The following is a 23517-nucleotide window of genomic DNA, read 5'->3' on the forward strand; positions in this document are numbered from 1 at the left end:
CCATCTTAGAACCCACTCAGAAGAAATCATATCTCGAGTCGATCCCGCTGAGCTCGACAGATTCCCCCAAGCAGCAGACATAAGAAAAAGCAGTAAGCACCTTCTTAAATCCTAGGCTGCTCACTGCTTTTCATTCAATGTCTATAGAGCTGGGGCATACCCCAGCTTTCTTTCTTATGTCTTATTTTTCTTTTTGATCTGTCTGACCGCGACCCCTGTCAAAAGGCTCACTAGGCCGACTGCTCCGACTGTCCAGAGCATTGTTGCCGTAGAAGGAAGTCTTTCTCCATTCCGATCACCAGTTTGGGATTTAGAAGAATCGCCTTCCGATTCGGTAGTCTCCTCACCATTAGGATCATCTAATGGACCATCTGAATGACCTTGATCGCTATCAGCTGTGGAATCTTCACTATCCTGACCAGCACCAGGATTCTCAGACGAATCAGTATGGTCTGCCGATTGACCATCACCCTCGGCATCTCTTTCTGAATCAGCTATTTCTTCTCCACCTGAGACAGGATCGTCGCCATCGGATTCCTGATCTGTTCCTGGTCCAGATTCTCCATCGGGCTGTTCCCCGTTGCCTGGGTCAGTTGCTTCTTCATCATCCTCGGTTTCTTCTACCGGTTCTTCTGAATCATCCGGTGTTTCGATTTCTTCCGCAATCAGTGACCCGTTGTCCACTGTAAGAAGTGCTGTTCCGCCGTCTGCCATGGCTGGCAATGTAAATGTGATGATCTGGCTATCACCCGTCTCTTCAGCCGAGTACTGGCTGTCTGAATAATGATCCATCACGATGACGTCGCTGCTATCCACTCCCACAGAAATCAGCTGCTCCTCTTCGGATGTATTGAAGGCAAGAAACACTGATTCATCTTCCAGAGCCCGTTCGACGATCATCCAGTCCTCGTCTTCTGAAGTCAGGAAAGTCTCCCTCGTTCCTCTGGAAAGCAGTTCGCTGAATTCATTTCTAAATCCGATGACTTTCTGATAATGCGTCAGGATATGATTACCTTCAATCAAATCCCAGCCGAAGTCATAGCGGTTGTCGTATACAGGCCAGTTATTCGGTCCGGATTGACCCAGTTCTTCACCGTAATAAATGACCGGCTGACCTTTTGCTGTCATTTGTAGAGATGCAGCCAGTTTCAGCTGACCTTCGTCGCCGCCAAGTGCATACAGGAACCCGGCTTCGTCGTGACTGCCTAAAAATTGGCCGAGTGTTGCATCACTAGTTAATGCATTGTTTCGCTCAATCAAAATATCATTTGCAGCAGTCAGATTTCCTCTAACAAAGTTTCTTGCATAGTCTTTGAATGAAAAGTCCAGTAAGCTGTCCATTGTTCCAGTATTCAAGTAACCATGGTCATTTCTATAATTCGCGCCCCATGATTCACCGATTAGTTTAAATGCGGGGTCTCTTTCTACCAGTTCATTCTTGAAGTGCTGCCATGTTGTATCGTCCACGTGTTTCACTGTGTCGACACGATAACTTGAAATGGCATTTCCATTAGGGGTGGTTGACTTAGTAATCCAGTCAGCCTGCCACTCCACCAGCTGTTCTCTCACTTCATGGTCTTCTGTGATGAAATCAGGCAAGCCTGCCAGTTCCATTGTTAGATCATTACTGCCGCCTGTTTCTCTGATCATGCCGTCAAAACGTGCACGATCTTCGTCGGTCGGGTAGCCTGCCGGCGGATTCTCTACACCATCATTTGGATGCATTCCGTAGCCTGGGTGATTCAATACCACGTCTACCATGATACTGATGTCTCGTTCCGCAGCACGGTCAATCAGTTCGTGAAATTCTGCAAGTGTTCCTAAATGTGGATTTAACTCTTCAAAATCTTTAGCCCAGTAGCCATGGTAAGCATAGTAGCTGCCGTTATCCGGGTCTGCGTACGATACATCATACGCTACATTTTCAACAATCGGAGTAATCCAGATAGTTGAAACACCTAACTCATCCAAGTAATCCAGGTTTTCTGTGACACCTTTAAAGTCTCCACCCTGATACGTTCCACGAGGGTTGTCGGCATTTTCATAGTTCAAGCCGTACGGATCATTGTTCGTCGGATCCCCGTCAGCAAAGCGGTCGGTAAGCATAAAGTAGATGATTTCTTCATCCCAGTCCCGTTCACCTTCTGCCTTGTTCCGCTCACTGATTGTCACGTCAGTTTGCGCAGTATAACGTCCGTTGTTTTCATCCCAGACGTTGACGGTTATTGGGTATGTTCCCGGCTGGATTGTGTGATCAGCTGATAGGGTCACCCGGTTCAGTTCAGGAGAAATAACTAGATCAGACGGTCCCCCGATCGATGAGACATCCGCTGAAATGCGTGATACCTCAAGGTCAGACTGATTATCGATCGTGACATCAAGAAGTCCGTGTTCGTTGTAGCTGAATGCCCGGCTGACTGAAGCAGACACTCTGATGTCCTCGACTCCCTCAGATTCTTCCGGTCCGTCCTCTTCATCTGATCTGTAAAAAGGATTAGTAAAGGCTTGAGTTGGGTCATCAGCTGTGACAAAGACCTGATTCATCGTATCAAATGAGGCGAACCGTAAGTCCTCCGTCAGCTTGTCTTCTCCATCCGACAGATTAACAACTAAAAAGCCGACTGACTGGGCAGATTCATTGACTGGAAGATCGATGTAGGCTCCGTGCGGGCCGACCTGATTATTTGAAAATGGAATGGCGTCATTAGGCCACTCACTAGGCTGATTCGGTGCATCTCCCCAGAACCATACCCCGTAATCCTCATAGTTCACGGCGTCGTTTAGGTAGTGAATACGCAGAGCCGGTGTCTCAAAGTCGACTGGAACATAATAATAGACAGATCCATCAGCTCTGATCCAGACTTCTTCAACTTCCGGGAACAATGTAATGATAATGTCTTCCTCAATATATCTTGTTCCATCTCCGAATACAGGAATCAGACCGATTTCTTCAGCATCCGCCTGTATTGCAATGTCCTGATAGTAACCAAAGTCAGTCTGATCAGATTCTGAAAAAGACGAACCGGACGGCCAGGAAGACACGTCCTCAGATTTCGTCAGCACATCTCCCCACATCCATAACGAGAGATCATTATCAATTTCATCCGTTTCAAGATGTACCCGAAGCATCCGCTCAGTCTCGGCACTCACGGAGGTGAAATCGGGAAAGACATTGGCTAACGACTGAAATAGCAGTAAAAAGACCAGTAAAGCTGAAAATAATGCAGTTGATTTTCTGTTCATTTACTCAGGCTCCTCTTCTTTTTGGTTAACGCTTTCAATTTTGAGCAAAAAAGACTCCCCCATACGGAAGGCGTAAGGAGAGCTTTAGTTGTATTACCCTTTGGTGGCACCGGCGGCAAGACCTGAAATAAGGTACTTCTGCAGCAGCAGGTAAACTGTGGCGATCGGAATAGCGATCAGTACCGCTCCGGCAGCGAATCGGCTGAAGTTATTGGAGAACTGGGCGTTGACAAAGTTGTACAGACCCAGAGCCAATGTGAAATTTTCAGGGCTTCTCAACACGATACGAGGCAGGATAAAGTCCATGAATGGGGCCATGAAGTTGAACAGGGCCACCACAGATAAAATAGGTTTTGCCAGCGGCAGCAGAATCTGGAAAAAGATTCTGAAGTGTCCGGCACCATCCATTTTAGCGGATTCATCCAGCGATTTAGGCAGGGTATCCAGGTAACCTTTGACTAAAAAGGCATTCATCGGAATGTTTCCTCCGATGTAAATCAGGATCAGTCCCCATAGGTTGTCAATAAGGCCAATCGTGTTCAGCAGGATGAATAAAGCCACCATTGCCATCAGAACTGGAAACATCTGAAGCAGAAGGAAGGCATATAAGCCGTACGTGCGTCCTCTGAAACGGTAACGCGAAAATGCATAGGCTGTAAAGCTGACCAGCAGCGTCGTTACTACCGTTACGATTGTGGAAACGAACAAGGTGTTCCGATACCACTGCAGGTAGTCACTTCTTGGATTGGTAAAAAGCCAGACGTAATTGTCCAGAGACCAGTTTGCCGGAGAAAGGGACGCTGTAAATAAGTTAGATGTCGTGTTCATTGAAATGGCAAAGGCCCAGAATAGCGGATAGAAAATGATCAGGAACATGACGGCCAGAATCAGATAAATCATAGCGACTTCAAGCTTGCTTTTCTGCTTGCGCGTGAACTGTCTCTTCTGCATGCGTTCGAAGATTTTACTCATTAATAGTTCCCCTCCTCTTTAAATGATCGTGAACGACGGAACTGGAAGAAAGCGAAGGTCGCCACGATCAGTCCGAGAATCAGTGAAATTGCTGCAGCCATACTGAACTGAGAGTTGTTGAATGTCAGCCCGTAAACCCATGAGATTAGGATATCGGTACCGCCGGCATTCTGTCCGCGCACAGCTGGTCCCCCTTCATTGAAGAGATAGATAATGTTGAAGTTGTTGAAGTTGAATGTGTACTGCGTCAGCAGGATCGGCCCTGTGGCAAACATCAAATGCGGGAAAGTGATTTCCTTGAATTTTTGCCAGCGTGTTGCTCCGTCCATATCCGCTGCTTCATACCAGTCATCCGAAATTCCTTTAAGCACACCGGAAAACAGCGCGTAAACATACGGGAAGCCAAGCCATACCTGGATCATGATGATCGCTATACGGCTCCACATGACGTTAGACATCCACGGGATAGTCGTATTGAACAGTGGCTGAATGATATCTGTGTTTATTGCTCCAAAATTGTCATTGAATAATGCTGAGAAAATAATGATCGTCACGAATCCTGGAACAGCCCACGGTAAGATCAGGATCGTCCGGATGATACGTGTGCCTTTCAGTCGCTTGTCATTTGTCAGGATGGCCAGGAACATAGCCAGTCCGATAGACAAGGTCGTTGCTACGAATGTCCAAGTCAGTGTCCATGACAGAACGCTGAAGAAAGTGGTGCGCCATTCCGCGATGGTCACCAGTCTGACAAAGTTTTCGAAGCCGACCCACTGCAGAATGTTTCTAGGCGGGGCATTATACAAATTGTAGTTTGTAAAAGCCATGAAAGCCATGAAGAGCAGCGGCAGGATGACCACGAAGATCAGCAGAATGAATCCTGGGCCGATCAGAACATAAGGAAAACCGGCATCCCATGAATTCCTGAAGTTCTCCATAACGCCTCCTGGACGCCATCCGTCTCTGATTTTCTGCGCTTCTTTTTTTGCATCCTGAAGGTTGAACGTATAAAACACACCGTAGAACACAGTGAATATGATAGCTAAAATTCCTTCAATCAGGAACACACGTGAATCGTCCACTCGTGGTTCAGTTCCCAGGGTAATCAGCCCCTGTAATCCGGAAGCAATAAAGTCAAACATCATTACAGTAAAAGCTGCAAACAGGATGAATATCAGTGCACCTTTTAATCGTCGTTTATTATAAATCTGACCCATTCCTGGAATAACGGACAGCAGCATAGCTTTTTTAGGGCTATGGTCCAGATCCGCATTTACGGGACGTTTGTTTTTTTGATTTTTTTTGTCAGTAGGCATAATCTCTCTCCTTCTATCAGCCCAATATTTAAAAGAGACTTTGCTGCCTTTAAAGCATCGCTCTCTATGCATTCATTACTTCAAAGAACTAATACGAACAAGGAGATTGAGTCATCACATCTGCTCAATCTCCCCTGTTCAAATTAGTTTGATTTCACACTATATTGGGTGCCTTATTGTCCCATCATTGAAATGTTGGCTTCAATATTTGCAACAGCTTCGTCCAGTACTTCCTGTACATCGTACCCTTGCTGTACGAACTGCAGCGCGTCTCCCATTGGCTCCCAAACCTGAGACATTTCAGGAATATTTGGCATTGGGTGAGCGTTCTGAGTCTGTGCGAAGATTGGTGCCATGAATTCATCGTCGATTTCTACAGCTGTGTGAGCAGGCAGTTCACCGGCAACTTCAAAGTAAGTAGTTGAGCTTTCTTCGTTGGTGATGAATAGAGCCAGTTCAGTTGCCCAGTACTCATGGTCTGTGTAGTAGTTGACTAACCAACCTTTGTTTCCTGAGAAGGAGTTCAATGGCTCTCCGTCTTGAGTCGGCAGCTCTACGACTTGCAGGTTTTCACCGATTGCATCACGGTAGTCAGGAATTGCCCATGGGCCGTTGACGACCATACCAAGCTGTCCATCCATGAACAAGCTGTCCGCTACTTCAAGGTCAGTTCCTGGAGGCATAAGCCCTTCGTCGAACCATGACTGAATCATTTCTACAGCTGAGACTGCTTCAGGTGTGTTTAGACCGATATCGGTTGGATCATAGACGCCGTCTTCATCTTGACCGAAGATGTATCCTCCGTCAGCTGTGATGAACGGATATGTGAAGTACAGGTCTCCTGCATTCATCATGAAGCCGTGCTGGCCGTCTCCAGTCAGATCACGCGCAATGTCCATCAGTTCATCCATTGTTTCAGGTGCTTCAGGTACTAGCTCATTGTTGACGAATAGAGCATATGTTTCAACGACTGCTGGGATTCCGAACTGGATTCCCTCGAAGCTGAATGACTGAACCGCTTCTTCGTTGTACTCTCCAAGGCGTTCAAGCTGATCATCTGTCAGATCAAGCTCAGCTGCCAGACCCTGCAGGTAAATATCTCCCATACGGTCATGCGGCTGGAAGAAAAGATCCGGTCCTTGTCCGGCAGGTCCATCCAAGCTCATGCCTTCAAGCTGCTCAAGCATTTCGTAAGGTGTGATCTGTACATCGATACCGTACTCTTCAGTAAAGCGCGCTGTAATTTCTTCATAAGCATCCAGCTGCTGTTCTTCATTATTAACCCACATGTGAAGAGATTCAGGCTTTTCAGGTACATCTTCGTTTGTAGCTTCTTCAGTCGTGTCAGGATCGGTGCCCGTGTCTCCCGTGTCTCCCGTATCTCCCGCATCTCCCGCGTCACCATCTCCACATGCAGCTAATAGACCAGCAGTTGAAAGCAGTAACATTCCTTTGTATAACAATTTAGAATCGATCATTTTTTGTTCCTCCTATTTTTTTCAGTCTTCATTAGACACATTACGTGTCACTTTTCATTGCCGACTTGTCCGTAAACAGGAGGTACCATCCCATTCACGAAACCGCTTGAAAAACTTTTGTAAGTGATTACAAATTAACTATATAAGGTTTTTACAATTATTTCAATTGTTTTTTCAATGTTACCGGTATCAGGAATCACGTCACATCCCTGTAGTTAAATACTGCTGGCGTCCTCTCATTTTTAACCATTAATATGAGTGTATAATGCACAACCTCTGTTCCATGATTTCCCGTTATTATCGTTTCGGTGTAACTGATTATAAATCGTATTTTTTCTGCAGACAAAAAGGCATACGCCCTTTTCCGGTTAAGATCCCGGTTAAAAAGACGTATGCCTGTCATAAATTAGCTTGTTTCCCATGCTCTCACCGCTACCGCTTCGTAAGGGTTCAGATCCACTGATTTCCAGTCAACAGCTGACCTGTTGTAATTGGTTGCCATCACATCATACTCATTTGGCATGTCGTCCAGACTGACCTGCTGTTTTTCGTCGCTGATATTAGCCACAACGACCCATCTTTCACCTTGGTACCGACGCTCGTAGGCAAAGACCGTCGGGTGGTCAGGTAACAAGAGTGTATAGTCTCCCCAGACGATTGCGGGATGATCTTTTCTCAACTGAATCAGCTGCTTATATGTATGGAACACTGATTCTTTGTCTGATACGGCTTGCTCAACATTGATGCTTGTATAATTCGGCTGAACAGCGAGCCATGGTTCGCCTGTCGTAAATCCGGCATGCTCTGAACTGTCCCACTGTACAGGTGTCCGAGCATTGTCGCGCCCTTTGACGTTGATGGCATTCAGAATCTCTTCTTTTGAGTAGCCTTGCTCCAACCGTTCATGGTACATATTCCGACTTTCAATGTCGTCCACTTCATCGATTGAACTAATGAAACGGTTGGTCATGCCGATTTCTTCCCCCTGATAAATATAAGGGGTCCCCTTCATCAGGTGCAGAAGTATCGCAAAGCATTTCGCACTTTCGACACGATAGGTATCATCATTCCCCCATCTTGAAACGACACGCGGAGTATCGTGGTTATTCCAGAACAGACTGTTCCATCCATCTTCTTTAAAGGCAACCTGCCACTTGCTCAAGACTTGCTTCCATTCGACCAGGTCCAGTTCTTTCAGATCCCATTTCGACTTGCCGGGCTGTTCGTCAAGCATCATGTGTTCAAACTGAAAAACCATGGACAGCTCGTTGCGCTTAGGGTCTGAATACAGTTTAGCCGACTCAGGGGTCGCACTCCATGTCTCACCGACTGTCATCACATCACGTCCCTTTAGCGTGTGCTCATGCATTTCTTTCAAGTAATCATGCAACTTCGGTCCATTTGCGGTCAATTTTTCATCCGGCATTTTGCCGATCAGATCGATGACATCCATACGGAAGCCGCCTATCCCTTTGTCTAGCCAGAAGTTCATCATCTTATAGACATCCTGACGCATCCGCTCATTCTCCCAGTTCAGGTCCGGCTGCTTCCTGCTGAATAGATGCAGGTAATACTGTCCACTTTTTTCATCAAGTGTCCAGGCTGATCCGCTGAAAGCAGAAGTCAGATCGTTTGGTGCCTGCCCATCTACAGGGTCGCGCCAGATATAGTAATCTCTGTAGGCATTATCCTCACTCTTTCTGGCCTCGACAAACCAGTTGTGCTCGTCACTCGTATGATTGACGACCAGATCCATCACGATTCGGATGCCTCGTTTCTGCCCTTCTGCGATCAGTTCATCCATATTTTCCATCGTACCGAACTCGGGATGAATAACCTCGTAATCACTGATGTCATACCCATTGTCGTCATTCGGAGACGCATAGACCGGACTCAGCCAGATCGCATCGATCCCAAGCTCTTTTAAGTAGTCCAGCCGGCTGGTAATGCCTGGGATATCCCCAATCCCATCTCCATTGCTGTCCTGAAAACTGCGCGGATAGATCTGATAGACTACCGCATTCTGCCACCACTTCATTCTTGTCCTCCTCAGTTCTGATTGGCCTTTTCAAGAATCGTATCCAGATCCAGGTCGGCCGTACTTTCAACTGCGTAATCCGCTTCTTTCATCGCCTCTTTAGACCCGACTCCGACAGAAAACATATGTGCGCTATTAATCGATTGTATCCCGGCTTCAGCATCTTCCAGTCCGACGCATTCTTGTGGACTGAGGTTCAGCATTTCAGCACCTCTGATGAAAATCTCCGGATCCGGTTTACCTGCTTTAAGTGACGCAGGGTCTACAATTCCGTCAAACAGATCCATGATCTCCAGCCTTTCCATAATTGCCGGTCCATTCTTGCTCGCTGAAGCCAGAACCAGCCCTAATTTTTTCTCTTTCGCTTCTTTCAATAGCGCATCAATACCCGGAAGCAGATCATCTGGTGTGATTTCCTTGATGTATGCCTTATACTCTTCATTCTTCTGCGTGGCCAATTCTTCTTTTTCAGCTTCTGTATAGGCCGTTTCTTTCCCTCCGTGCTTAAGAATCAGATCCAGAGACTCCATGCGGCTGATCCCTTTCAGCTGTTCGTTGAATTCTCTGTCAATCTCTATGCCGATTTTTTCAGCCAGACTTTTCCACGCCAGAAAATGGTATTCTGCAGTATCTGTAATGACGCCGTCTAAATCAAAAATCAAACCTTTAATCATGTCAATTCCTCCTGTTTGTTATATAAATGGACTAGTTTTCGCCTGGCGAAAACTGGCGACCTTATGATTACACTGAAGTTAAAAGCCGTCCAGGCGGCTTTTCTCTATTTAAAATAAGCTTTTCCTACAAAAATAGGTTTGGGAGCAAACTCAGACTGATTTTTCGCCCGAGTACCGGGGTATGCAGGTACCCCTCACTAAAAAAGAAGGGGGAGAAGCCTCCCCCTTTACTTTACTGCAATTATTTTTCTATCGCATGCGACAGCGTTCCATCAAGCGTGACTTCTTTGTTGTAAAGCGTGAAGGTCAGCGCCTCCCCTTCTTGAAGAGAGAATTCGACTTCATCAGCAGTCACGTGCACAGCAATCAGACGCCCGCGGTACTTGAGCTTAAACTGATAGCCGGTCCACTGCGTCGGGCAGTATGGTTCGAAGGATAGATGCCCCTCAAGGGTACGCATGCCTGCAAAACCGTGAACGATCGACAGCCAGCCGCCGCTCATTGACGTAATATGCAGACCGTCTTCTGTATCATTGTTGTAGTTGTCCAGATCCAGTCGGGCAGTGCGCTCGTACATTTCGAATGCTTTTTCCTTTTTGCCCAGCTCGGATGCTAGAATCGAGTGTACAAGAGGAGACAGAGAAGACTCATGGACCGTCATCGGCTCATAGAAATCAAAGTTCTTTTCTTTCTCTTCCTGAGTGAACTCATGATTCAGGAAATACAGCCCCTGAAGCACATCGGCCTGCTTGATAAACGGTGAACGCAGAATTTTGTCCCATGACCAGTTCTGGTTGATCGGACGTTCTTCTGGTTTCAGTGAATCTACCGGTCGCAGATCCTTGTCTAGGAATGTATCGTGCTGAACGAAAATTCCAAGCTCTTCATCCTCAGGGAAGTACATATGCTCGACAATATCCGCCCACTTGTCGGTTTCGCCAGGTTCAAGAGCCAGAGCACTTAAGCGCTCTTCGGATGCTTTTTCTAGAGACTCCATCGTGTAGCGAAGCGTCCAGGCTGCCATCGTGTTAGTGTACCAGTTGTTGTTGACGTTGTTTTCATATTCGTTAGGTCCCGTTACGCCATGGATCATATACTGCTTGTTACGCTTTGAATAGTGGACACGGTCAGCCCAGAATCTGGAAATACCCACGAGGACATCCAGACCCTGATCCAGCAAGTAGGTCTCATCACCGAAGTAAGTGGAGTAGTTATAGATCGCATGAGCAATCGCTCCGTTCCGGTGAATTTCTTCAAAAGTGATTTCCCATTCATTGTGACATTCTATACCTGTAAAAGTCACCATCGGGTAAAGAGCACCTTTCAGTCCCTGTTTCTGAGCATTGATATGAGCCTGTTCAAGCTGATTGTGTCTGTATACCAGCAGCTGTCTGGAAATTTCCTCATCTGTGATTGACAGATACATTGGCAGGATGCAGGCTTCAGTATCCCAGTAGGTTGCCCCGCCGTATTTCTCTCCAGTAAAGCCTTTAGGTCCGATATTCAGACGCGGGTCTTCTCCGTAATAGGTCGAAAACAGCTGGAAGATGTTGAAACGGACCCCTTGCTGACTGGCCTCGTCCCCTTCGATCATGACATCAGCATTTTTCCAGCGCTGTGCCCATTCTTCTACGTGAGCTTCTTTCAAACTCGTATAGCCTTTATCCTTTGCTTCAGCAACGATGCGTTCAGCAGCATCGATCTGATCGGACTCTTCTACATCACGACTCGTAATGACAGAAACCAGCTTAGTCAAAGACACTGATTCCCCTTCACCTAGCTGACCGGTTACATGCTCTTCCACCTTCATTTCAGAGTCCGCCGCTGATTCAGTTGTTAGGCCTTCCGTCAGATTCGCCATCATCATGGTCACGGTGAATCGGTCCGTTCCGAAATTGTTTTCGATCGTCTTTGTTGTCAGATAGGGATATGGAGACAGGCCGCGATTTCTTTCCAACCAGAACATTTCATCATAGTTGCTGTCTTCATTCACCACATCACCGTCCAGATGAGGGATCAATTCAATTGAGGCATCACCTTTTTGACTGGTCGCTTCTACATGAATGACGGCCAGCTCTTTAGTAGCTGCACTCACAAAGCGTGAGAAATTAAAGGCAATGGCCTTTCCGTCCTTTTCCCATACGAAGGACCGATTCAGGATTCCTTCTTTCATATCCAGTTCCAGGGTGTAGTCCCTGACTTCATCGACAGCCAGGTCCATCTTATGCCCGTCGATCAGCACTGTGACCGGAATAAAGTTAGTCGCGTTGATCACTTTTCCGAAATACTCTGGGTAGCCTATTTTCCACCAGCCGACTCGCGTCTTGTCCGGATACCAGACTCCAGCTAAATACGTTCCGATATGAGTATCTCCAGAGTAACCTTCTTCAAAATTTCCACGCAGCCCCATGTAGCCATTTCCAATTGAGGTCAGGCTTTCCTGTACGCGCTTCTTTTCACTCACATCTGTAGAAATGACCTTCCATGGGTCCACCTTTGCAATACGTTCCATACATTACACGTCCAATCCTAATCATTTATAGTTGTCTATTTTTTTATTGCTTCCATCAGAACCTTGCGTTTCTTTGCCCGGTCACGTTTTTTCATCAGGCGTTTTTTACGTTCTTCTTCATTATCTTCATAATAAAAGACTGAAAATCCATTGTGACTGAGCAATGTTTCATCTCCATCAGCAATATCATTCAGATGGAACACTTTCTTTGCCCCACGCGGAATGAGTGGCAGGAATGCTTCCTCTTCATCCTGATTGAAGAAGAAAAGCAGTTCTCTGTTGCCGAGTTTACGTTTGAATCCCAAAAACTGTTCATCGTCTCTCACGTCATGCCACTCTGTTTCACCGGAAATAAGGATATCTGAATACATTTTACGGAATTGAATCAGTTCTTTTGTAAATGCCAGCATATCATGATCCTGTTTATCTTCATCCCAGATCATGCACTTGCGGCAGTCCGGATCCATTCCCCCGTCCATACCGATTTCTGTACCGTAATACATGCATGGTGCTCCCGGCTGTGCATAAAGGAAGGCCATGGCAGATTTCACCAGATTCTTGTCATGGCCTGCTTTCGTCAGCACACGCGGTGTATCGTGGGAATCCAGCAGGTTGAACATGACTTCAGTGGTCTGCTGGCGGTATAGCATCAGCTGACTGTTCAGGCCGGATACCAGTCTGGTCGGTGACAGGAATTTCTTGAAGAAGTAGTTCTCGATCGTATCGGTAAAGGCGTAGTTCATCACTGCATGAAACTCATCGCCATTCAGCCAGTTCTGTGAGGAATGCCAGATTTCTCCCAAAATATACAGATCCTCTTTGATTGCCGTTGTTTCTTTGAAGAAACGCTTCCAGAAGAAGTGATCAACTTCGTTAGCGACATCCAGACGCCAAGCATCGATATCGAATTCCTTGATCCAATAAGTGGATATATCCAACAGATACTCCTGGACTTCTGGATTGGCTGTATTTAGTTTAGGCATGTGTCCAGTAAATGCAAACGTATCGTAATTCACCCGTCCGACATTTTCCAGCGCTTCTGTGCTCAGGCCGGCAACATCATCGACTGGGAAAGAATGAATATAGAACCAGTCTTTGTATCTGGACTTCTCCTGATTTTCAAGGACATCCAGCCACTGAGGAGAATGAATTCCCACATGATTGAATACCGCATCGATCATGATCCGGATGCCTCTGCTGTGCGCTTCTTCCACGACTTTCTTGAACAAAGCTTTGTCTCCGAAGTCCGGATCGATTTCTTTATAGTCAATGGTGTCATATTTGTGGTTCGAATGAGCTTTGAAAATCGGTGTGAAATAAATGCCGTTGATGCCCAGGTCTTCCAGATAATCCATATTATCGAGAACACCCCGCAGATCTCCACCGTAAAAGTCATCACGTGACGGGTTTTCCTTGCTTCCCCACGGCAGTGTGCCTTCTGGATCATTTGACGGGTCACCGTTGGCAAAGCGTTCAGGGAAAATCTGATACCAGACTGTTTCGCCCGCCCATTTCGGTGCACGGAAGGCATCGATTTCATGAATATAAGGGACACGGAAATAAAAGTTCATCTGACTCAAGAATGTTTCTTCAAATGGGAAGACACCCTGGTCCGAATAGAAAATTTCAATTCCGTCTTTCCCAATGACTCTAAATCCGTATGCCATTCGTTTAGTCGGTTCATGTGTGTCGATCATCCAGTAGTCATGCATGTTCGTTGAAGCAACTTTTTTCATTTCCTTCCCGTTCATGAACCACTTTTCCTGGTCCAGTGAATAGGGATCGCCACTCAGCAGTTCAACGGACTGCACATCATTCGCTTTCGTCCGGATTCGGATGTGATAATGCCCACGCTCATACAGATAGGCGTATTCGCTCTCGGCACGGTGATAAATTGCAGCTGTGTCCATAATAAAGTCTCCTTTTAACTAATGCGTTTCTTATTAATTGAGTCGCTCGTTCCCGCTTTCATTAAGCGGTTCCATCTTGATTCTAGCATCCACAGGTAATTATACAAGCAGTTTTAAAGTGTTATCGGTAACAGAAATCGAAGCGCTGACATCTGCCTGATTATAGCGTCCGGAAAATTAAAAAACTGAGTGACACTCATCCCATCTCCGACAGACTCAGTACATCATAAAATACCCCTGCTCCGCATCAGGCGACAACGAAGGTGCTGAAAAGATAATCATACCTTAATTATATTAAGATAATGAATCTAAAGGAGTTCTTTCAGGGACCAGGACACTTGAAGATCGGCTGGAAATAGCCACAGCTATTTCCTTTCCACATTAGAGAATTGATCAATTCCTTATTACTTTTCTGCCATTCTTGTCATCGACCGATTCTCTTTGCAGTTCAGATATTTCCATGCTATCTAAAATGTAACTAGGCCTGCGCCTAGTTATACCTTATTGAAGATCCTTTTGTACATACTACAGATAGCCCGATTCTACTTATAGTTCAGTTCCTATTCGGGAGAAATAACTGATGCTAGAAAAGCTTTAGTTCTAGCTTATTCTAAAATCGTCTTTATTGCTTACGCTAGAGGGCTTCTCGTTTCACTTTCAGGTCCTACTTTTTCAGGAACTATAACTAGACCCGCTCTACTTACAGTTCCTCCCCCAAATCAGAAGCTGACCTCCAGCTAGACACGCGCTAACAAAACTAATCTCCATATCTTCTAGATCAAACTCCATCTAGCACTTCTTCAGACCCCTTGTCATATTCTGCCAAACAGATTTCTGAACAGAAAAAGGACTGAAGCCAGTCGTGCGCTTCAGTCTTACCCTTTGATTACAGCTTTTTCACTTTACTTCGGGCTGATTCCGGGTCGTTCCACCCAGCTTCAGTTCGGTTTCAAAGAGTTTATTTCCTTGAGACTTGCCGTTTTCCTTCACCTTGTTCAGAACCATTCGGGCACAGGCTGCACCCATTTCGGCTGTCGACTGCTTGAGGGTCGTCAGGTGTGGATAAGCGATCTGATCCAGGAACACGCCGTCGTGTCCGATGACGCCATAGTCGTTGGGAATATCAAATCCCATTTCCCTGATTTCCCGGATAACACCCAGCCCCAAACGGTCGGATGCACAGAGGAACAGCGTGTTTTTAGGAAAACGATCCAGATTCTCCCGGATGAATGCAGCAGAATACCTCGAGCGGTTTTCCAGACGGTAGACATTCTTTTCCAGTCCATGTGCATCCATGACTTGAGCATAACCTTTTTCTCTGGCATGGGCAAAGGGCTGATCGACATCAATACCGATATAGACGATCTTATCGTAGCCGTCCTGAATGGCAAATTTTGTTGCTTGTTCCATACTCTTCTGATTGTTGCTGTCGACAAAATCGTAGCCGATATCATTTTGACCGTAGACTACCGTCGGCTTCTTCAGACTTTCCACTAGTTCCTTATGCTCATCACGCATGCCACAGACGATATAGCCGTCGGAATCCCCGATCTGCACGTTTTTATGAGTGAGAAGCTGAAGGCTGTACGCATACTTATCCAGCTCATTCGCAATACCAGTCAGCAGAAACATATAATACGGTTCAGTTGTATCCATTTCTTCCAGGATAAGCAGTTTAATAATTTGAGTTCGGTTGTTAGCCAATGCTTTGGCAGCAATGTTCGGCCGGTAGTTCAGTTCCTGCATGGCTTCATAGACCAGCTGCTTCAACTCATCAGTCACTTGTTCCGGGTGATTGATGACACGGGAAACAGTCATTTTGGAAACATTGGCTTTTTTTGCAACATCATTTAATGTGACCAAATGCGTTCTCCTTTCTCTTTCTCAATCTTTCGTTTCAACTATTCACCCTATATTATATCAAGAATCGATACATTCTTTTAGAATAATTTCAATGAAAACTGTGAACTTTTAAGTTCTTTTAAGTTCCGCCCGATTCACCTCGGATAACCAAACAAAACTAATCAGATTACCTCATTAAAGCGCATCAACCAGAAGGAAAGTCAAAACAGTAACAATCACAGTAAAGAAAGCCGTCAGCCAGAACATATCGTAGTCATACTCTTTGTCTTTATGTACTTTTTCGATTACAGCTACCATATTCATGGCACACACAATAGCCCAGATTGTCATTGACAGAGTAGCCAGCATCATAAGAAATGAAAAAAATCGTCTCTCTCCCCTATTCTCAACTTGTTCTATCACCATTATTAGCAAAATAGGGAAGGCTCCAGTTATCAGCCCCCCTACCGTTCAACTAGCTTACGACTTTCTCGACCACTCTAACTTCGTAAGGTGCCAGATCAAGCGTCCCAGACAATGGAGAATGGGTCTGCAGATCCGTCACGTCTTCCATGATCTCAATCGCCTGCATTTCTTCAGTGAAGTTCATGATGAAGATGGTCTGTCTACCCTCAGCTTCTCTTGCCTGAACAGAGACGCCTCTTTTATGTCTGAGATCCAGCGGGGCTTTCAGTCCCAGTGCATCGATCAGTTCACCGTAAAAAGCTTGATGAAAGGCATCGTCAAGACGGGCTCCGATATAATATGTCTGTCCATTATGGTACTCATTTCGAGTAACCGCTGAAGTCCCTTTGTAGAAATCTTCTTCATAACTTCCCAGCGTTTCAGCTCCAGCCATATTCATAAGTGTCGCATAGTCTCTCACTTCATAGGACTGGCCTTTGTAGGAGACATGGTTTCGGTCCGATGGATAAAAAGTATCCGTTTCAGTCGGTTCGATTCCGAACATCTCTTTCAGCGGGCCATACCAGCCCCCAAGATACGTCAGATCGGACTCATCGACTAAGCCAGTGATGTAGGTCCCGACTAGCGTTCCACCGTTCTTAACATAAGCCTGAAGCTTAGTTGCCGTTTCTTCAGACACCATGTAAAGCATTGGGATCAGAAGAATTTTATAATGCTCCAAGTCATCTTCTTTTGACAGAATATCTACCGCAATGTTCCGTTCCCAGAAAGCCTGATAGTGTTTCTGCAGGGTTTCTCCGTAATGCTTCGTCTTCAGTCCGAAGCCTTGAGCATCTTTCAGCGCCCACTCACTTTCCACATCATACAGAATGCCGACATCTGCTTTGCGCTGGTATCCGACGACATGATCCGACAAGGCTTCCATTGCCTGACCGAGCTGTGCCACTTCCTTGAAGACCCTGTTTTCGCTGGACCGGTCGTGATCGACGACAGCTCCGTGGAACTTTTCCGAAGATCCGCGGGACTTGCGCCACTGGAAGTACAGGACGCTGTCTGACCCATGTGCAAGCATCTGCATGGAAGACAGAAAATGCATTCCTGGACGTTTAGCTTTGTTCACATCATGCCAGTTGACCAGGCTTGGTGTCGATTCCATAAGCAGGAACGGCTGATGCTTCATATTGTAGAAGTGATCATTTAAGAAGGCGACACGTGAGGCCAGCGTCGGTGTATCTTCCTGATCATTATGCCAGGCCGGGTAGGCGTCCCAACTGATGACGTCCACTTCCTTGGCAAACTGACTGTAATCAAGTGCGGTAAACGGCACAAACTCCGGATTGTCCGACATGAAGTTTGTCGTGATCGGGATGTCTGGTGTCCGTTCTCTCAATGGAACGATTTCATTTTTATAAAAGTCGATCGTCTGATAAGAGACAAAGCGACGCCAGTCCAGATTCATGCCGTGAACAGCACTTTCCCCAATCGGTGAAGGTGACTCGATCTGATCCCATTCTGTAATCGTATGGCTCCAGAACGGCCCCCACCACGCGTGATTCAACTTATCCAGATCGTTGTCATACTTATTTTTGAGCCAGGCCCGGAAATTCTCCTGACACAGATCACAGTGACATTCTCCGCCGAATTCATTGGAAATGTGCCACATCAGCAAAGCAGGGTGATCCCCATATCGCTCCGCCAGCAGGGTATTCATTTCCTGCGTTTTTCTTCTATAGTATGGAGAAGAGAAGCAGTGGTTATGACGCGCCCCATGGAGCTGCTTGCGTCTGAGCGAATCGACACGCAGCACTTCAGGATGATTCTTTGACATCCATGCCGGCCTTGCCCCACTCGGAGTGGCCAGAATAAAGCGCCCATCGATCGATGCGATCCGTTCAATGACTTGATCGAGCCACTCGAAATGATATACGCCTTCTTCAGGCTCCAGCGCCGCCCAGGCAAATATTCCGATAGAGAAGGTGTTGGTGTGCGCTTTTTTCATCAGCTTAACGTCTTCTTCAAGTATATCCGGATAGTCCAGCCATTGGTCCGGGTTGTAGTCGCCGCCGTGGAGCAGGCGCTTGTCGTCAGTTACTCTTATTCTATCCACTTGTTATTCCTCTCTTCCCACTACTTATTGTAATATGTTTTCAGTTCATTGATCAGATCATCCGCTACGTTCATCAGATAACCCGCTTGTCGTCGGTCTCTCATTTCATCTTTCAGGCAGGCAAGGTAGTCGAGATGATGCTTGTCCAGCAGTTCGCAGTCCTTGTCACTCAAATACTCATTGAGATTTCGAGATTTAAGATAGGTTGGAATGTCCATCCTCCAGGTACTGGACTGCGTCGGATAATGAAGGAGCAGTTCTTCTGCCCGGACGATGCCTTCTGGGGTAAAGTTCCCGATGAAGCGAATGTTGAATCCGCTGTCCTCGATCCGGTCAAAGACTTCCCAGATGGCACAGGTCCACTCTTCTTTTGTACAGATCATCGGTATCGAAGGCACCTCATCCAGAATGCGGGTAAACAGCTCGGGATCATCTACGACATAAACGATGCCGGTTTCGTGAGCCGGATAAACCGCCGTCAGCTTGATCACTTCTCTTAAGGGAACGGTCAGTACGCTTCTCGAATGTACTGCGGCTTCCCACATTGGATGATACCCGGTCTGAGTCTCGGCAAAGAGATTGGCCACCGTAACAGAATCAGAAATATCTTCTCTGAACAAGTTGAACTCCTTCAACAGCTTGTCTTCATTTTTTCTGTTTTCAGGCAGACGGATCGGTTCGATGGCATGTAGGCGTTTAGTTTCCGCCAGAACATGCAGCCAAAGTTTTCCTAATGGACTGGAAGGCTGAAAGGCATCGGCATCCAGTGTGATGATCTGACTGAAAACAGATAGGCGGATCGGTCGACTCGGAAGCAGACGGATGCCTTCGGATAAGTACAGCACATGCTGTTCAAACTGATGGCTCGACTCCTCTATCATATCGTGAATCCATCTTACATCTCGGCTATGGGTGCGCAAATAAGCCAGCCAGTCTTTCAGGAGGGAAAATTCCTTTTCCAGCCGTTTAAGATACAGCGAGCGTTCTTCTTTAGTAGATAATGTCAGCAGCTTTTCGTCAAAATAGGCCTCCAGCAGCTGTGTAAGATCAATTCCATTGAATGGCGGGCTATCCAGTTTCCTGTTGAAGGCTTCAAGGTCAACTCGGCCTTTGATTTTAAGTGAATCAATGGATACTTGAAAAAAATGAGCAATGGACTCCAGCTCTATAAGAGAAAACCCATCCAGCTTAACGTGTCCTTTGATTCTACGATGCGTAAGCAGTTCATCTCTTAACAGCTTGAACAGTTTATCCATTCCAGGCTGAGATTCAAAAAACTGAATCGCTTCATTCAAGTCAGTCATTTTCAGACGTAACTCCTTTCCTGCGGGTGATTTCCCCTACATCTTACCACTAAATCACCTTATTCTGAATTTTTTTAACAAATTGTGACAACACTCTAATTATTTTCATTTTTAACATGCATTTAACCCTTCACCAATCTCCGGCTTGTGATAAGATACTTGTAATGACGCAATTTTCATAGAAAACGCATGAGATTAGCATTTTATTAAATCTGTCTATTAAAGACAGCACAATGTCCCAAATGAATTTGTGAGAAAAAGGAGCTTTTGATTAGTGAATAAAAAACGTGTAATGCTATGGTGTGCAGCCTGCGCAGTGGTTCTTGTACTTGGTATACTTTTACCAGCCACTTCTGCCTTGGCTCATGACCGTCATCACTCTGACGAGTACATAGATATTATCGTCAGGTACAGCGGCGAGGTTCCATCAGAAGAAGACCTCGACCCGGAATTCAAAAATGTACGTACAATGACACTTCTCCCTGTTCAGACGATGTCCGTCCCAGCTTCTTCAATCAAGGACATCAGTCAGATGGAGAATGTCGAACGTATCACCTATGACCAGGAGATGCACACAACCAGTACCGGTCACAGTTACCCCGTTCAGGCCGACGACTGGAATCAGGACATGATCGGTACATTCAATGCCTGGGAAGAAGGCATCACAGGCGAATCAGTCAGTGTTGCAGTTTTGGACACTGGTTTCTATGAGCACGGTGATATTGAGTACGCCGGTGGGTACAGTATATTTGAAGATGACACAGAAAACCCTGACTACTGGACGAACGATCACGACGGTCACGGTACACATGTCGCCAGCATCATTGGTGCCAACCAGGGGTCGCGTGCTCAAGGCGTGGCACCTGGAGTAAACCTTTATGGTGTAAAAGTATATCACCAGAAAGACGGAGACACGACTAATGCAAGTAACCTACTAGCCGGACTACAGTGGGCAATCAATGAAAATATGGACATTATCAGTATCAGTTCAGGCTATGGTAAAGTCAGTCAGGAAATTCATGATCTGATCAAAATTGCCGACCAGCAGGGGATCCTTGTGGTTGCTGCAAGCGGAAATATCTCAGAAAATAAGAACATCATCGATTATCCTGCAGCTCATCCTGAAGTGATCGCTGTGGCCAACGTCGATCAGAATGGTTATCGGGCAAGCGACTCAATGATTTCAGCAAAAAACGAACTGGCTGCTCCTGGTCGAGACATTTTAGGCTTAGGCATCGATGGACCGGATAGTTTCAGAACAATGTCCGGCACCTCTCAAGCAACCCCACACGTTGCTGGAATTGCTGCACTACTGATGCAGAAATATCCAGAGGAATCAGCTGCTCAAATAAGAGCACGGATGGCTGAAAAAGCTAGAGACCTTGGTCCGGAAGGGCACGATGAAGACTATGGATACGGACTCGTTCATTATCTTCCTGAACAGATGGAAGAGCCCGAGCCCGAAGAAGATGATACGGAATCTGACTCCGATGACGACACTGAAACAGAAGACGGTATAACTGATGAAGATACTGATGAAAACGAAAACGGTAATGGAGAAGAACAGGATTCGGAAGAAATAGACGATACCGAATCCCCTCAGGATGACCTGGAAGACGATTCGTCCCCTGAAGAAGAGCCAGCTGAGGATCAGGAATCAGAGGATAGTCAAGACGACGCATCAGATGCTGATGAAGAAGACGAAGCTGAAGAAGAAGAGCCTCATCAGAGTACGGTATGGATCCGCCCTTCAGACACGAACGGGATGGCCGTCATCGATGACGAAGACCTGGAAGCTGTCGCAGACAATGGCCTGCTGGCAATCTCCTTTGACTCGTCACTGGAATATATTGAGCGAGTCAATCTTACTCCAGAACAAGTTGAATCGATCAGAAGCCGAAATATTACACTACTGATTGTACGTATCGATATGGAATGGGTCATTCCGGCAGCTAACCTGACTGAAGGAGAGGCTTTCCTGTCTTTCGAAACAGTTCAGGAGCCTCTGGACTACAGTGAGACTGCTCACAGCGATCTGATCGACTTCTCAATTGAACAGAATGACCAGATGATTACGTCTTTCCCTGAACAGATGACTTACCGCTTCTTTACAGAACAGGCTGAAGCCAATCAGCACCAGTTATACGAGTGGAACACGGCTCAGGAAGAATGGATTCTACTTGGCGACACCTATATTAACAGCGCGGTAGTCGGACAGACTGCATCGGTTGCGACTATGGCTGTCTTTGATCCGATAGAACTGGAAGCTGCCATTTTAAGCAGTGAAGAACCGGAAGAAATAGAAGAAGTAACCGAGGAACCTGAAGAAGAATCGGAAGAAGATGAAACTGAAGAATCAACACGTGCTTCATTCGGTGACGGAGACAGCGAACTCCCAGTTGTACTGATTGGAGGCCTCGTTATCCTGACTTCAGTCGGTGGAGGATTCTACTTCTTTGGCGGTAAACCTAAGCAGTAGAATGGTCATTGCCTAGCTGATTTTAATCTTATATCTGAACAAAAAAGGATCACCCGACGTTGGGCGATCCTTTTTTTTATTTATTTAAATGAATACGGCCGTCTTCTGCCTGACTTGTTTCTAAGCTTGTAAATAATCGGGTTCAGAATAGCCAACAGGACAACGCCCAGGAACATGTAGAACGTCAGTGAATCCCCATCTAAAGTAAAGTCTTCGAGGAAGGTATTTTCAACAATCAGCAAAGCTGTAGCAATTGCCAGATGTGAAATGGAAATAGCCAGAACTGAAAAGAAAGTCACTACAGTGTTTCTGCCTTTTGGAACAAGAGAAAGAACTAAAAACAGCACTAATATAGCCAGGGTAATGCCAAACACTAATCTAAATTCCGTGAATAATTCAAGATCCATTTTATAAACTCCTTTAATTCATATACTTACTATATTCTACAAGGCAACCTCAGAAAATACAATCTTTTTAAAATGAAATATCACTGTCTGATACTCAATTAATAAAACTGCCGTCCAAACAGCCAGCCTCCGATCATATCGGTGACTGAATAGTAGTGTTCCATACGGGACGGATCCACTCCCTGTTCATCGTCGGTCAAGTGCAGGGCTTCAAAAATGATGTGGTGTTCATTGTAAAAGCCAATGTCTTCGAACTGCTCGTCGACCAGCCTATGTTCACGCCCAATCAGATAACTCGAGTCTTCAGACCAGTGAACCACACCGTCCAGCCGAAACGTATAAGCGTCATCTTCTCCATATGAAAAATAATGCTGACTGCCGTTTGAGCCTACATAGGTATAGGGGAAGTCGCGCGTCACTTCCTCATCTTCGTACATCTCAAGCTGAGTCAGATTCTCCCCTAAGCTCTCAGAACGTCTGTAGGCACTGGCGATCGCTGGATCTTCGTGTGTTTCCATACCAAAAATCGTTGCCCGATCTCTTATCCCCGGATGAATGTAGTCATTCTGATCAAGCCAGAAATTATGAGATCGGTGTCCCCACAAGCCGTAGATAATAGCAGGTGTCAGTAGACTGAAAAACACCAGATGACCGATTTTCTGCGCTCTAGTCTTCCGGTCGGTGTAGATCAGTATGAACAGGTAAACTCCTGCCAATATGATCATGGCGATTGCTATAGCCGGCAAGGTAAACGTATAGAACTGTTCAGCTGCCATCCATTGTCTAAACATAGGTCTCTCCTATTCTAA

14 protein-coding genes and 1 pseudogene are annotated in these 23517 nt (G+C 46.0%); 1 reads left to right on the forward strand and 14 read right to left on the reverse strand.

What is annotated here, in order from left to right; translation table 11 throughout:
• Positions 1-174: 174 nt before the first annotated feature.
• From BLR76_RS01970 to BLR76_RS02025, 12 genes and pseudogenes are all read right to left on the reverse strand, one after another.
• Complete coding sequence (locus BLR76_RS01970; protein WP_091264797.1) at positions 175-3243, reverse strand: alpha-amylase family glycosyl hydrolase; 3069 nt, start codon at positions 3241-3243, stop codon at positions 175-177.
• A 93-nt stretch (positions 3244-3336) separates the two neighbouring features.
• On the reverse strand, positions 3337-4215 hold the full coding sequence (locus tag BLR76_RS01975) for a sugar ABC transporter permease (RefSeq protein ID WP_281241328.1): 879 nt from the start codon (positions 4213-4215) through the stop codon (positions 3337-3339).
• Positions 4215-5531: a sugar ABC transporter permease gene (locus BLR76_RS01980; RefSeq protein ID WP_091264799.1), complete on the reverse strand. Its 1317-nt coding sequence runs from the start codon at positions 5529-5531 to the stop codon at positions 4215-4217. Before BLR76_RS01980 ends, BLR76_RS01975 begins: the two co-directional genes overlap by 1 nt.
• A gap of 173 nt (positions 5532-5704) precedes the next feature.
• On the reverse strand, positions 5705-7009 hold the full coding sequence (locus tag BLR76_RS01985; RefSeq protein WP_091264801.1) for a sugar ABC transporter substrate-binding protein: 1305 nt from the start codon (positions 7007-7009) through the stop codon (positions 5705-5707).
• 406 nt (positions 7010-7415) lie between these two features.
• Positions 7416-9047 (reverse strand): glycoside hydrolase family 13 protein, encoded by a 1632-nt coding sequence (locus BLR76_RS01990; RefSeq protein WP_091264803.1) that lies wholly within the window; start codon positions 9045-9047, stop codon positions 7416-7418.
• An 11-nt stretch (positions 9048-9058) separates the two neighbouring features.
• Positions 9059-9721 carry a beta-phosphoglucomutase gene (pgmB, locus tag BLR76_RS01995; RefSeq protein WP_091264805.1) on the reverse strand — a complete coding sequence of 221 codons (663 nt, stop codon included), beginning with the start codon at positions 9719-9721 and terminating at the stop codon, positions 9059-9061.
• A 241-nt stretch (positions 9722-9962) separates the two neighbouring features.
• Positions 9963-12233: a glycoside hydrolase family 65 protein gene (locus BLR76_RS02000; protein WP_091264808.1), complete on the reverse strand. Its 2271-nt coding sequence runs from the start codon at positions 12231-12233 to the stop codon at positions 9963-9965.
• 242 nt (positions 12234-12475) lie between these two features.
• Positions 12476-14143, reverse strand: a pseudogene (locus tag BLR76_RS02005) (glycoside hydrolase family 13 protein); the annotation flags it as partial.
• A gap of 897 nt (positions 14144-15040) precedes the next feature.
• The gene (locus tag BLR76_RS02010; protein ID WP_091264814.1) at positions 15041-16006 is read right to left on the reverse strand and encodes a LacI family DNA-binding transcriptional regulator; all 966 of its coding nucleotides are present in this window, start codon (positions 16004-16006) and stop codon (positions 15041-15043) included.
• A gap of 174 nt (positions 16007-16180) precedes the next feature.
• Positions 16181-16420: a hypothetical protein gene (locus tag BLR76_RS02015; RefSeq protein WP_143009169.1), complete on the reverse strand. Its 240-nt coding sequence runs from the start codon at positions 16418-16420 to the stop codon at positions 16181-16183.
• A gap of 40 nt (positions 16421-16460) precedes the next feature.
• Positions 16461-18518 carry a beta-galactosidase gene (locus BLR76_RS02020; protein WP_091264818.1) on the reverse strand — a complete coding sequence of 686 codons (2058 nt, stop codon included), beginning with the start codon at positions 18516-18518 and terminating at the stop codon, positions 16461-16463.
• Between the two features lie 20 nt (positions 18519-18538).
• A complete protein-coding gene (locus BLR76_RS02025) occupies positions 18539-19822 on the reverse strand; it encodes a TIGR02679 domain-containing protein (protein WP_091264821.1) in 1284 nt (427 codons plus the stop codon).
• Between the two features lie 274 nt (positions 19823-20096).
• Here BLR76_RS02025 and BLR76_RS02030 point away from each other — a divergent pair, with 274 nt between their 5' ends.
• Entirely contained in the window at positions 20097-22301 is a 2205-nt protein-coding gene (locus BLR76_RS02030; RefSeq protein ID WP_091264824.1) for a S8 family peptidase, read from the forward strand.
• 80 nt (positions 22302-22381) lie between these two features.
• Here the strand turns inward: BLR76_RS02030 and BLR76_RS02035 are convergent, their stop codons facing one another.
• Together BLR76_RS02035 and BLR76_RS02040 are read right to left on the reverse strand one after the other, a co-directional pair.
• Positions 22382-22708 carry a hypothetical protein gene (locus BLR76_RS02035; protein ID WP_091264827.1) on the reverse strand — a complete coding sequence of 109 codons (327 nt, stop codon included), beginning with the start codon at positions 22706-22708 and terminating at the stop codon, positions 22382-22384.
• Between the two features lie 98 nt (positions 22709-22806).
• The gene (locus BLR76_RS02040) at positions 22807-23499 is read right to left on the reverse strand and encodes a hypothetical protein (protein ID WP_091264828.1); all 693 of its coding nucleotides are present in this window, start codon (positions 23497-23499) and stop codon (positions 22807-22809) included.
• Between the last annotated feature and the right edge of the window lie 18 nt (positions 23500-23517).

Origin of the sequence: Alkalibacterium thalassium (assembly GCF_900101165.1) — a bacterium.
Taxonomy (GTDB): domain Bacteria; phylum Bacillota; class Bacilli; order Lactobacillales; family Carnobacteriaceae_A; genus Alkalibacterium; species Alkalibacterium indicireducens.

Coding starts and splice junctions, on each gene's coding strand:
- BLR76_RS02040 (WP_091264828.1), bottom strand. CDS start 23,499: ATGTTTAGACAATGGATGGCAGCTGAACAGTTCTATACGTTTACCTTG.
- BLR76_RS02035 (WP_091264827.1), bottom strand. CDS start 22,708: ATGGATCTTGAATTATTCACGGAATTTAGATTAGTGTTTGGCATTACC.
- BLR76_RS01985 (WP_091264801.1), bottom strand. CDS start 7,009: ATGATCGATTCTAAATTGTTATACAAAGGAATGTTACTGCTTTCAACT.
- BLR76_RS02000 (WP_091264808.1), bottom strand. CDS start 12,233: ATGGAACGTATTGCAAAGGTGGACCCATGGAAGGTCATTTCTACAGAT.
- pgmB (WP_091264805.1), bottom strand. CDS start 9,721: ATGATTAAAGGTTTGATTTTTGATTTAGACGGCGTCATTACAGATACT.
- BLR76_RS01975 (WP_281241328.1), bottom strand. CDS start 4,215: ATGAGTAAAATCTTCGAACGCATGCAGAAGAGACAGTTCACGCGCAAG.
- BLR76_RS01970 (WP_091264797.1), bottom strand. CDS start 3,243: ATGAACAGAAAATCAACTGCATTATTTTCAGCTTTACTGGTCTTTTTA.
- BLR76_RS01990 (WP_091264803.1), bottom strand. CDS start 9,047: ATGAAGTGGTGGCAGAATGCGGTAGTCTATCAGATCTATCCGCGCAGT.
- BLR76_RS01980 (WP_091264799.1), bottom strand. CDS start 5,531: ATGCCTACTGACAAAAAAAATCAAAAAAACAAACGTCCCGTAAATGCG.
- BLR76_RS02025 (WP_091264821.1), bottom strand. CDS start 19,822: ATGACTGACTTGAATGAAGCGATTCAGTTTTTTGAATCTCAGCCTGGA.